This is a genomic window from Cerasicoccus sp. TK19100 (assembly GCF_027257155.1).
GTDB classification, from domain to species: Bacteria; Verrucomicrobiota; Verrucomicrobiia; order Opitutales; family Cerasicoccaceae; genus Cerasicoccus; species Cerasicoccus fimbriatus.
On sequence record NZ_JAPWDU010000007.1, the window covers coordinates 89,528 to 101,544 of the forward strand.

Genomic DNA, 12,017 nt, shown 5'->3' on the forward strand with positions numbered 1-12,017 from the left:
GGAACCACTGAACTTAGCACCACCTCGCTTTGGTTTTTACCAAAGTTTACCTTGGACCTCTTTGCGACATTCAGGTTTTCTACGCAGGTGATGAAGCAAAACCTATTTTTCGCCCTGGCAATGTTCACGCTGTTCTTTTGCGCGGCCCATGCGGCACCGACGTTCGAGCTCAATGGCACCACTTACACGCTGACCGAGGCCGACGGGGATATCTTTAGCTTTGCGCCGGAGGGAAACTCTGCGGAATCCGTGGAGCTGATCTTTGCGCCGGAAGGACAAGCCAAAGACGCCCTGCGCAGCTTTACCGATGGTTTGCGCGAGGAGCTGATGGCCAAGGGCCAAATCCAAAAGGCCAATATTGCCCGCAATGAATCCGGGGCGACCATCGGCTACCTGATCGTGGGCTACTTTCAAGACGGCGACGCCCTCGTGGCCAGCATGCTGCGTACGATGACGGCTTTGGACGGCGATCAGTCGGTGAGTGTTGCCGTGGTCTATGAGCATCGCTTTGTCGGAGCCGATCCGCAAAAAGAGATGATCGCGTGGTTTAACGCCCATGGCCGCGCCACGGAGCAAGCGCTGCTGGCGTTAAAGAGTGTCCCCAGTGCGGGCGAGTTGGCTCAGAAGCCGGAGTAAGTTCTTGGCGAAAGCCTGAGCTTGTAAGTATTGTTGATTTCGGTTAGGAATCAATGATGCCAACCAACCGCCATTATCATAACCGTGTCCGCCGCCTGCATGATTTTCGGCAGGAGCGCTTTATTAATTCGCTGAACATCGGTGCCTTCACTGGGCGCTTTTACCTGAGCTGGTCCGGCCCGAACCACTTCATGTATCATCCGGATGCCGCGGACCCATTCACCTACCATCGCAAGGATGCCAATGGGGCTGTCGTCGAACAGATTACGCCCAAAGCCATGACGACCGATGGTGCGAGCATTCCGCGACTAGTTTGGCCCATTCCGGGATTTTCGCCGTGGGACTATGGCCCGGCGCACATCATTCACGATTGGGAATTTCAGGCGCACGACGACGGGTTAACGGATAAGTCCTTTGAGGAGGTGAACCTGACCTTTGCCGAGGCAATGCTCACGCTGATGCGTGTGGGCTACTTGGAAACGGCAAAGCCCCGCGAGAATCTGGATGCGCTTTACACGATATTTTCTTTCGTCAACTCCAGCCTCGGGCGCAAGGTGTGGGACGACAATGATAACGCCGATTAATTTGCATCGCGCCGGTTCGTGAGTAGAATGGCAACGCGATGGGAGAGAGTACTGAGCAACGGGAACCGAGGGTAATCATTGTTGGCGGCGGCTTTGGCGGCGTTGCGACGGCCAAGGAGTTGAATGGCTTGTCGGCCGATGTGGGCCTTGTCGACAAGCGCAACTATCACCTTTTTCAGCCGCTGCTCTACCAAGTGGCGACGGCGGCGCTCAACCCGGCGGACATCGCGGCACCGATTCGCCGCGTGTTCCGGCACCAGAAGAATGTCCACGTCGTCATGGGTGAGGTGGAGGCGGTCGACCTCGAAAACCGCCGCATCACGGTCAAGGGCGAGCAGGTGTCCTACGACTACCTGGTGCTCGCGGCGGGCGCGGCTGATTTCTATTTTGGCAACGACCACTGGGCAAAAATCGCGCCCGGCCTAAAGTCGATTGACGACGCCACGGAGATTCGCCGCCGCTTCTTGCTGGCGTTTGAAGCAGCCGAGCTGGAAACCGATGACGCGGCGCGGCAAGCGGCGTTGACCTTTGTTGTCGTCGGTGCCGGGCCGACCGGCTGCGAGCTTGCTGGTGCGATGATCGAGATCGCGCACGAAGTCATTCCGGCGGACTTTCGCCATGTCGACACGACCACGGCACGCGTCATCCTGATGGAAGGCGGGCCGCGCGTGCTCCCCGCTATGCCCGAGAAAAATTCTGCCGATGCCCTAAGGCAACTGGAGGATCTTGGCGTCGAAGTGCGCCTGAATACCCGCGTGACCGATATGAACGAGGACGGCGTTTTTTGCGGCGACGAGTTTGTCCCGACGCATAACATCCTGTGGGCCGCTGGCGTGAAAGGTGCGCCCGTTGGGCAGACGCTGGGCGTCGAGCTGGACCGGTCGGGGCGCATCGTTGTTGGGCCGGATTTGAGCATTCCCGGTCACCCGAACGTCTTCGTGATCGGGGATCAGGCCGCGGCCAAAAGCGCCAAGACGGGTAAGCCCGTGCCGGGTGTTGCCCAGGGCGCGATGCAGGGTGGGGCGTTCGTGGGGAAAATTATCCGCCAGGAAATCGAGGCGCAGCAGCGCGGCGGACAGCCCCCAGAGCGCAACGCGTTCAGCTACTTCGACAAAGGCAGCATGGCGACGATTGGCCGCAACCGCGCGGTGGCGGACGTCTTCGGCTTGAAGATGCAGGGCTTCATTGCCTGGGTGCTTTGGGCGGCAATCCACATTTTATTCCTGATCAGCTTTCGCAACAAGGTGCTGGTGAGCATTGGCTGGCTGTGGACGTATATCTTCACCGCCCGCGGCGCGCGCTTGATCACCGGTGGCCGCGAACCCCGGGTTAAGCGCCCGCCGAAAATTGGCTAGCCATCGCTGGCGGATGGGCTTTCATGAACGTGCGATGCCCGACGCTTTTTACACCGACTTCGACTCCGCCGCCTGGGGCGACCATGGCCCGCAACCGCCGGCGAATGATCCGCATCGCTCGCCGTATCAGGTGGACCGTGACCGGGTAGTGTTCTCGTTTGCCTTTCGCCGGCTGCAATCGAAGACGCAGGTTTTTCAATCGGGCGAATACGATTTTTACCGCACGCGGCTGACGCACTCGCTAGAGGTGGCTCGCATCGCGCGCTCGATTGGCGAATGGCTGCGCCGGGAGGAAATGGGCGGGCAGTTTGTCGACCTCGATCTGCTGGAAGCGATTGGCTTGGCCCACGACCTCGGACACCCGCCCTACGGCCACATCGGCGAGCGTAAGCTCAACGAGCTGATGGCCGACTACGGCGGCTTCGAAGGCAATGCCCAGACCTTGCGCATTCTGACGCAGCTCATTTACGAACGCGCCGACGGTGCTACCGGCATGAGCCCGACACGCGCGTTTCTCGATGGCGTGCTCAAATACAAGGCGCTGCGCTCGGAGGAAACGGATCGCTTGGGCGAGCCGCCGGAAAACCACTTTATCTACAATGAGCAGGCCAATATTCGTGACTTTGTTTTTGGCGGACGCGCGGCCCCCGACGGCCTGAAGCTGAATGATTTTAAGAGCATCGAGTGCCAGATCATGGACTGGGCCGATGACACCGCCTACTCGCTGCATGACATCGTCGATGGCGCGAAGGCGGGCTTCCTGACCGTGGACACCGTCCAATCTTGGGCAGCCGGCCTGGACGATAAGCACGCCTGGATGGCCGATCACCCGAAATTCCGCGACTTGCTGGCCAACATGGCCGCGAACAAGCTTGAGCCGAAGTTTGCCCGCAAAGTCGGTGACTTCATTCACGCCTGTAAGCTGGAGCCGGTGGAGAATTTCCTCAGCGACCTCACGCAGCGCCACGCCTACACGGTGGTGATCGAGCCCGAGGTGAAGCAGGAGTGCGCGATTTACAAGAAGCTCGCGCTGGACGTGATTTTTAAGTCCACGCGCATCCAGCAAATCGAGTTCAAGGGCGGTGTGATCCTTACCAAGCTTTTCAACGCGCTGGCCGAGCACTACCTGCCGGGCCGGGTGAGTGGCCGCGCGCTCAAGCTCCTGCCCGAGCCCGCGCATAGCTGGACGATTGCCGCCGACAGCGAAGCCGCGCGCGCGCGCTACCTGTGCGACTTCATCGCCAGCCTGACGGACCCACAGGCCGCGCGTCTCTACAAGCGTTTGTTCGACCCGGACTTCGGCTCGATCACGGATTTGTCGTAAGGCTTAAGGTTAGCGATCATTGGCGTTGTCATGTAGGGCTCGCGCTTGCGCGATGCCGTACCCTGCTGATGGTGAGGCAATGGCGGAATCGCGCAAGCGCGAGCCCTACATGTAAGATTACTGTTTCATTGAATAGCTCGTTTCAGTTCGATCACCGACCTTTCTTAGTGTGTTTTTGCGTTGCCGGAATCGTTGGTTTTCTGCGAGAACCTTGCGATGCAACCGCACCCCGAACTGACTGAGCACTACGATTCGCTTCAGGAGAAACAAGGTTTCCTGCGCCGGGTGTTCGACGATGCCGCGCCGCATTATGAAGGCATCGCCAAATGGGGTTGGTTTGGCACCGGGCACAATTACCGCGTGTGGACCTTGAAAAAGTATGGACTGCAGCCGGGCATGAAGGTGCTCGATGTCGCCGCCGGAACGGGCCCCACCGCCCGCGCTGCCCGCGACGTGATTGGCAAGGAAAACGAGGCCGACATCACCTGCCTGGAGCCCAGCGCCGGCATGATCGCCGAGTCCCGCAAGCTGATTAACTGCGAGCATATTCAGGCCGGCGCGGACGCCATGCCGGTGCCCGATGCGAGCTTCGACTTTCTGACGATGGGCTTTGCGCTGCGCCACGTGGACGAGCTGGAGCAGTCTTTCCGCGAGTTTCACCGCTGCCTTAAACCTGGCGGGAAAATGCTGATTATGGACGTCACTACACCGCCCGGCCGGGTGGGCAAAGTCTTCTTCAAGCTCTACTTTAAGCACATCCTGCCGGGGCTGACGAAGGTCTTTACCGGCAGTGAATCCGCGCGCTACCTGATGGCGTATTACTGGGACACGATGGACCAGATGGCCCCGACGGCGGAGGTCCTACAGGCGCTGCGCAAGGCTGGATTCCGCGAGCCAAAACATAACTTGCTCCTGGGGTGCTTTAGTGAATACTACGCCGAAAAATTCGAGTAGGCGCCTTATGAAACGACCGACTTCTTTCGCGAACATACCGCATTTACCGGCTCCTTGCACATACCAGGCGAGGGGAACTTTTCACGCGCGTGAGACGTCTGCCAATCGCCGGAAGCGCACCGTGTAGCTATGCCCATCCGGGTTGTATTTGGTGCCAAAAAGTCCGGGCTCGATCCGGCCAACGGTGATATTCACGTGGCTACGCCGATGCTGCTGGGCAGCGGCGTGGAGGACCTTGTTGCGGGGCCGCAGGACATCTTCGAGCAATCGGAGCATCACTTCATTTCCGAGAGCGAAGGCTGGCTCAGCGCGGCCTATGTGCTGCCGATTCGCAGCACGATGGCCGACACCGCGCACGAGGCGTATCAGCGGGTCTTACGCGATTTCGCCGATGCTCAGTTGGTGCGGATTTGGAATTTCGTGCCGGGTATTAACGAGGAAGTCGACGGCCTGGAGAACTACCGCGCCTTTTGCCTGGGCCGCCACGAGGCGTTTGTGGAGCACTTTGGCGCGCGCGCCAATGAGCAGTATTGCTCGGCCTCTGCGGTGGGTGTGGACGATGACTGTCTGGTGGTCAATGTGCTCGGGACGCACCGCCGTGCGCTGCATCAGGAAAACCCTTTGCAAGAGCCGGCCTATAATTACCCCGAGCGCTACGGGCCTCGGCCGCCGTGTTTTAGCCGTGCCTCCTACGTGCCGGGTGAGTCGCCCGCACTTTACATTTCCGGCACGGCTTCGGTTCGCGGCTCGGAGAGTATTTCGCCGGGCGACTTGGCGGGGCAGCTCAAAGTGACGGGTGAAAACCTTGACCGGATCATTGCTGAGAGCGTCAGCTCGTTGGGTCAGGATATTAAGTCCGTGGGCCAGGCCTATGGCCGCGCGTATGTGCGCCATCCTGAGCATATGGACGCGGTCATGGCGTGTATCGACGAGCATGCTTGGTGCACCCGCGAGCGCACGAACATCGTTCGCTCAGACATTTGCCGGAGTGAGCTTCTCGTAGAAATCGAACTTTCCTGGCCGGCAGTCTTGACCTAGCCGCCGCGGCGGGTGATCTGTGTTGCCATGGCTGATCCCCATTCATCGTGCCTGATTATTGGTGCCGGTCCGGCGGGCGCGGCGGCGGGTATATTGCTGGCGCAATCGGGGCATCGTGTGGTTGTGGTCGAAAAGCAGGACTACCCGCGCTTTCATGTGGGCGAGTCGCTGATCCCGGCCGTGAACCCTGTGCTAAAAGAGCTCGGCGTGTGGGACCGGATGGACGGAGCGGGCTTTCTCCGCAAATACGGCGCGGAGTTTCTCTACGGGGACGGCGAGCAGATGGTCCACAACGTCTTTGCTAATGGCTTTGTGCCGGGTTATGAATTTACCTACGAAGTCGAGCGCGCGAAGTTCGACCAACTGCTGTTGGACCGGGCTAAAGAAGCTGGCTGCGAGGTGCGCCAACCCGTTGCCGTAAAATCCCTGATGCAGGAAAACGGCCAATGGCGGGCCACGCTCAGTGATGGCTCGGAGCTGACTGCCCATTGGGTGCTCGACGCCAGCGGTCGCGGCGGCGTGCTGCCGCGCACGCTGGGGCTCAAGCGTAGTGGATTCGACCATCTGCCGAAGCGCTATGCGGTGTTTAACCACTTTCGCGGCGTCCGGCGTCGGCCGGGTCGCGAGGCGGGCAATATCACGATCGTGCGCGTGCCGGTGGGCTGGTTTTGGTCGATACCACTGGATGCCGAGCGGACCTCGGTGGGGCTGGTCACGACGGGGGCCAAGCAGCAGCGCCCGGAGGATGCTTTTGCTGAATCCGTGGCGGCTAATCCATTTATGCGCGACTGGATGGCTGGTGCCGAGGCGCTGGGAGATTTCCACGTCGAGGCGGATTATTCCTTCCGCCAATCGCAGTTTGCGGGCGACAATTGGCTGCTACTGGGGGATTCCGCGTGCTTCCTCGATCCGGTGTTTTCTTCGGGCGTTTATTTGGCGCTTTCCTCGGCCTCCAGCGCGGCAAAGCTGATCAACGAAGCCCGGGAACGCGGTGCCTTGACCCCGGCTGAACAGCAGGGCTACACGCGGCAGATCAATGATCGCGTGGCGGTGATGAACGAGCTCGTCAGCCTGTTTTACGACCCGCATGGCTTCTCGGTTTTCATGAGCCCGACGAACACGCTGCAACTGTTTGCGGCGGTTAATTCCATTATCGCCGGACACACACAGATGGGGCCCGGGCTGCGCTGGCGTTTTCGGCTGTTTTGCGCGATTTGCCGCCTGAATCGCCGCCTGCCGCTCGTGCCGCTGGTGGAATTAAGCTGACCGATTGCGCTTGGCCTCTTCGCGGTGAGCACGTAGATACCCTGTATGATCCGCGTTCGTCGCTCCTCCATCCGCCGGTTCAACTCTCCTGATGACACTGCCCTGATTTGCTTTTTGTCCCTCACGCTGGGGTCGGGCGGTGCCGTTCGCGGCTGTGCGCTGATGCGCCCGCCCAGCGCGGATCATGACTTCGTGCAAGCCGCCGAGCAGGCTGCCCGCATGGCTACCGAAGTGCGCGCGGGAACGGTTTTCAGCTACTGGCAGCAGCTCCGCGATGCGCTGGCCTCGTGGCAGAAAACCAACGACAAGCCCGCAGCGGCCGCGGCCTTTGGCGTCGCCATCATTGAGCGCGCGCTCATGGACGCGTTTTGCCGCGGCACGGAAAAGCCCTTTGCTGCCTGTCTGCGCGATAACGATTTTAAAATCGAACTGGGCAAAGTCTGCCGCCCGCTCAAAGGCCGGCACCCCAGTGATCTGTTGATGCCGGTCAATACTGGCTCGATGCCGCTGCAAATGCTGATCGCTCCCGACGCGCCACAAGCGCAACTGGATGAAGCGGTGGCGAAAGGCTATCGCAATTTTAGCCTTGGCCTCACCGGACAGGCTTCGACGGATCTGTTGCGGATCATTTCGCTGGCAGAATCGCTGGACCGGATCGAAGGCCGCTACGCCGTCAGCCTGGAGGGTAATGCGGCCTTCACCGAAGCACGTGCGCTGCGTGAACTGTGGGACGGCGTTAAGTCCACGCCGGAGCTAAAGAAATTTTCCCGCAGCATCGTCTGCATCGAGCAGCCGTTTGCCGTGGATGATACGCTGAGCAACGCTGCGCTGGCGCTTTTTGCCGAGTGGCCGGACCGGCCCGCGATTATCATCGACGAATCCGACGACGAGTTCGGTGCTTGCGCCCGCGCGCTGGAGTGGGGGTATGCGGGCACGGTCTTCCGCGCGGAGCGGGGCATCATCCCAGGCATCATCGACGCCTGCCTGCTGGGCGCGCGTCGCGACCGCGAGCCGATCGGCAAGTGGACGATGATTGGCGGCCCGCTGAGCAATGGCCTGCCGTTGGCGCAGCTCAGTGAGATAGCGGCCACTGCGGCGCTCGGCCTTGGCTCGTGCACGGTCTCGCCGGCTACCTTTGAGCCGATTGCGGCCGATGTGCCCTGGCGGGAAGATATCGCCAGTGCCCACACCGAAACCTTTGACTCGGACCTGTGCCTGCAAGCATCCGGCGGTGGCATCAGCCTGGGCGAAATTTTCCGCGCACCCTTCGGCTGCCTGCCGCAGATCGACGCCGCGGTCTTGGCCCATGCCTAGCGAAGCCATTGCCGCCGAGCACCGCGCGCTGCGCTTTAGCATCTGGGGGAACCTGGTGCTGGGCTTTCTCGGGATTATTTTTGCGGTGTTCAGCCGGTCGGATGCCGTTCTGCTCGATGGCGTGTTTTCGCTGATTAATTTCGTGGTGGCGCTCCTCTCGCTGAAGGTCGCCAAAATGATCCTGCGCCCCACCGATGACCGCTACCCGTTTGGCTACGTTTACTACGAGCCGATGCTCAACCTGGGCAAAGGCCTGCTGATCGCATTGGTCTGCTTGTTGGCGTTCGTGTCGTCCGTCGAGGCGCTGATCCATGGTGGCCGTGAGATCGAGGCGGGCGTGGCGTTTTTCTACGCGATTGCCGCGACCGTGATAGCCGGGTTTCTTGCGCTGAATCTGCGGAAAATGGCGCGGCAATGCAGCTCGCCCATTGTCGATGTGGACGCGAAAAACTGGCTGCTCGATACCATCTTGAGCGCCGTGATTGCCGTCGCATTGTTGGTGGTTTACCTGCTGGAGAATTCGCGCTTCAGCGCCTGGACGCCTTATGCAGACCCCTTTGCGGTGATGGTGCTGACGCTGGTCTTCTTCCCGATCCCGGTGCAGATCATCCGCCATAATTGGGCGCAGATTTTGGGCCGTAATGTGGATGCGCAACTACTCGTCGATGCGCGCCAGACGCTGGCGGAATTTTTGCAAGACAAGGCTCACCTCAGCAGCGAAGTCCGGGCGGTGCGCGCCGGGCGGTTTGTCTATCTGCATTTGTTTATCGTGATCGCGAAGGACGCGCCCTGGCCGCAAAACGTGGCGGAGCAGGACGCCTGCCGCCGCGCGATTCTCAATAAGCTCAAGCCAGCGTACCCCTATTTGGTGGTCGATGTAATCGTCACTCATGATCCGGATTGGGCGGAGATCGAGATGTAATTTCCGCCGTGAAAAATACACGTTGCCCCATGCTCAATTTCGCCAAGACTGACTGCCAATGAATGGCGCGACGCAACGTTGTTGGGCGGAGATCGACCTGGCCGCACTGGAGCGAAACCTGGGGAAAATCCGGGCGGCGCTCCCGTCGCATATTCGCTACGTGGCCGTGGTCAAGGCCGATGCCTACGGCCATGGCATGCCGCAGACGGTGGCGCGGCTCATGCAAAGCGGAGCCGACGCCTTTGCCGTGGCCAATGTTTACGAAGCCGCCGAGCTGCGCGAGATCGGTGCCGGTTGGCCGATCCTGGTGCTCGGGGCGGTGCTCCCCGAAGAGGAGGCGCATCTGCTGCATTACGACCTCGTTGCGACCGTTTCCACGGCGGAGGAAATCGAGCGCCTCGACAAGTTGGGGCGCAAGCACAAACGCCCAGTCCGCGTCCACCTAAAGGTCGATACCGGCATGGGTCGTCTCGGCGTTTGGCACACCGAAGCGCGGCCGGTTTTTGAGAAATTAATCGCCGCCAAGCATATTGCGCTGGAGGGCGTATTTACCCATTTTTCGAGCGCCGACAGCGATCCAGAATACACCACGCTGCAGCGCAAACGTTTCCTACAACTGCTCGACAAGTTGCCCGAACTCGCAGACCAGAAGCTGCTCATTCACGCGGATAACAGCGCCGGGCTCGACACGCTTTCACCGGACAGCCCCTTTAACGCCGTGCGCGTGGGGCTGCTGCAGTTCGGCCACGCGCCGTATCGCGGCTCACTGCTGGACCGCATTAAACCCGAGCCGGTGCTGAGCTTTCACGCGCGGGTGGGCATCATCAAGGAGCTGCCGTCCGGCGTGCCGATCAGCTATTCGCAGACGCATCGTTTGCGACGGCGGAGTCGGCTGGCGGTGCTTACCGCTGGCTACGGTGATGGCATTCCGACGACGGCCAGTAACCGCGCCGAAGTGCTGATCCACGGCCAACGCTGCCCCGTGCTCGGCCGCGTGACGATGGACCAAACCATTGTCGATGTGACCGACCTGCCCGAGGCCGCACCGGGGGACGTGGCGACTTTGATTGGTGCCCAACCCTTGCCGCCGCACTTGCGCGAGCCCGACCGCGAAGGCCCACAACTGGCGCGCATCACGGTGGAGGAGTTCGCCCACTGGTGCCACAACATCCCGTGGGAAATCTTCTGCTCGATCACCAAGCGGGTGCCCCGACATTATAAGACGGCGCGCGAGCAGTAGGCGGTACGTCCCTACCAAAAAACGTGTGCTTAGTCCAGTGCCTTGACCAGCACGATGCTGGCGCGCTTGGTGGATTCGTATTTTTCGCGGCGGACTTTTGGGAGGTCCGACGGGCTGCCTTCGACGAAGCCGGCGACCTCGAAAAAACGCGCACTTTGCGTGCTGAGCGCGATCAGCTTTTTATAGCCCTGGCGCTTGGCTTCGGAGATCGCAAATTCCGTCAACGTGCGGCCGACACCTTTGCCCTGATAGAACGGTTGCACGAGCACGCCCGCCAGTTCGGCGGCCTTGGGGCGCGAGCCTTTGAGTGGTTGCAGCGCGCAGCAGCCGATGATGCTCTCGTCGACCACGTAAACGAAGTAGTCGTCGATATGGTTTTCCACATCCTGCCGGGTGCGGGTGACGACGGCCTCGGTGCGGTTGGCGGCGTTGCGCAAAATCTGATAAATCGCCTGCGCGTCTTTCTTGCGCGCTTCGCGAATTTGTTGGTAGGCGTTGGCGTGAATCATCGTGCCGAGGCCGACCTTGTCGAAGATCTCGGTGAGCAGTCCGCTAAAGACGCGGCCGTCCAAAATATGTGCGCGGGACACGCCGGCCTCCAGCGCGGCGCAGGCTTCGCGGGCCTTGCTGATGAGGCGCGTGTCCACGTCTTCCGGGCTTTTCTTGAGCGTTTTTTGCAACTCGTCCAACGGGACGTTGACCTTGGTGACGCCCTTGATCATTAGCCCCTCGTGTGGGGTCAGGTAAATGAGCTTGGAGGCCTGCATGCCGGTAGCGAGCTCAGTGGCCATCAGGTCGGAATTCACCCGCAGCGGGTCGCCCTCGCGGTCGAAGCAAATCGGGCTGAACACGGGCACGATGTCGCGGTCGAGCAAGTCGCGCACGAGACTAAAATCGATCTTGTCGACCTTGCCGGTATGCAGGTGGTTGACGCCGCGTATCACGCCGACTTCGGTCGCGCGGACGGCGTTGGTTAGCGCGCACTTGAGGTTATGCCGCGTGAGCTGCCGCACGACGTTTTGACCGACCTCAGCCGAGGCTTTGGTGGCGAGCTTGAGCGTGGCGTCGTCCGTCGGCGCGCTGCCGTAGGCGTCGCTGATGGGGATGTTGCGCTCGGCAGAAAGATTTTTGAGCTGCCGCCCAATGCCGTGCACGAGCACGATGCGAATGTGCAGGCTCTTCAACACGGCGAGGTCGGTAATCACGTTGCCGAAGTTGTCGTCGTCGACCACGGAGCCGTCAATCGCCACGACAAAAATTTGCCCGCGGAACATCGGGACATACTCAAGGATGCCCCGCAAGTCGGAGGGTTTCAGCGAAGTGGTCGGAGGCGGCAAGTCACTCATTTACAATCAACTACTATCGCCGCGTGCGTGAGCGTAAA

The 12,017-nt window shown here is 60.6% G+C and carries 11 protein-coding genes; 10 read left to right on the plus strand and 1 reads right to left on the minus strand.

Going from position 1 to position 12,017, the window contains the following annotated elements; all coding sequences use genetic code 11:
• Nucleotides 1–90 precede the first annotated feature (90 nt).
• From O3S85_RS17835 to alr, 10 genes are all read left to right on the plus strand, one after another.
• Nucleotides 91–636, plus strand: a complete 546-nt coding sequence (locus O3S85_RS17835) for a hypothetical protein (protein WP_269542186.1) — start codon at nt 91–93, stop codon at nt 634–636.
• 53 nt (nt 637–689) lie between these two features.
• Entirely contained in the window at nt 690–1,220 is a 531-nt protein-coding gene (locus tag O3S85_RS17840) for a DUF1353 domain-containing protein (protein ID WP_269542187.1), read from the plus strand.
• Nucleotides 1,221–1,258: 38 nt separating this feature from the next.
• Complete coding sequence (locus O3S85_RS17845) at nt 1,259–2,575, plus strand: NAD(P)/FAD-dependent oxidoreductase (protein WP_269542188.1); 1,317 nt, start codon at nt 1,259–1,261, stop codon at nt 2,573–2,575.
• 34 nt (nt 2,576–2,609) lie between these two features.
• The gene (dgt, locus tag O3S85_RS17850; RefSeq protein WP_269542189.1) at nt 2,610–3,899 is read left to right on the plus strand and encodes a dGTP triphosphohydrolase; all 1,290 of its coding nucleotides are present in this window, start codon (nt 2,610–2,612) and stop codon (nt 3,897–3,899) included.
• A gap of 216 nt (nt 3,900–4,115) precedes the next feature.
• On the plus strand, nt 4,116–4,853 hold the full coding sequence (locus tag O3S85_RS17855; protein ID WP_269542190.1) for a class I SAM-dependent methyltransferase: 738 nt from the start codon (nt 4,116–4,118) through the stop codon (nt 4,851–4,853).
• A 129-nt stretch (nt 4,854–4,982) separates the two neighbouring features.
• Nucleotides 4,983–5,891, plus strand: coding sequence for a chorismate transformation FkbO/Hyg5 family protein (locus O3S85_RS17860; RefSeq protein ID WP_269542191.1), 909 nt, complete (start codon nt 4,983–4,985; stop codon nt 5,889–5,891).
• A gap of 27 nt (nt 5,892–5,918) precedes the next feature.
• Nucleotides 5,919–7,157: an NAD(P)/FAD-dependent oxidoreductase gene (locus O3S85_RS17865; protein ID WP_269542192.1), complete on the plus strand. Its 1,239-nt coding sequence runs from the start codon at nt 5,919–5,921 to the stop codon at nt 7,155–7,157.
• A 45-nt stretch (nt 7,158–7,202) separates the two neighbouring features.
• Nucleotides 7,203–8,471, plus strand: a complete 1,269-nt coding sequence (locus tag O3S85_RS17870) for an enolase-like domain-containing protein (RefSeq protein WP_269542193.1) — start codon at nt 7,203–7,205, stop codon at nt 8,469–8,471.
• On the plus strand, nt 8,464–9,393 hold the full coding sequence (locus O3S85_RS17875; RefSeq protein ID WP_269542194.1) for a cation diffusion facilitator family transporter: 930 nt from the start codon (nt 8,464–8,466) through the stop codon (nt 9,391–9,393). Before O3S85_RS17870 ends, O3S85_RS17875 begins: the two co-directional genes overlap by 8 nt.
• A gap of 58 nt (nt 9,394–9,451) precedes the next feature.
• The gene (gene alr, locus O3S85_RS17880) at nt 9,452–10,633 is read left to right on the plus strand and encodes an alanine racemase (protein WP_269542195.1); all 1,182 of its coding nucleotides are present in this window, start codon (nt 9,452–9,454) and stop codon (nt 10,631–10,633) included.
• A 29-nt stretch (nt 10,634–10,662) separates the two neighbouring features.
• Here alr and argA read toward each other — a convergent pair whose 3' ends face one another.
• Nucleotides 10,663–11,979: an amino-acid N-acetyltransferase gene (gene argA, locus O3S85_RS17885; protein WP_269542196.1), complete on the minus strand. Its 1,317-nt coding sequence runs from the start codon at nt 11,977–11,979 to the stop codon at nt 10,663–10,665.
• Between the last annotated feature and the right edge of the window lie 38 nt (nt 11,980–12,017).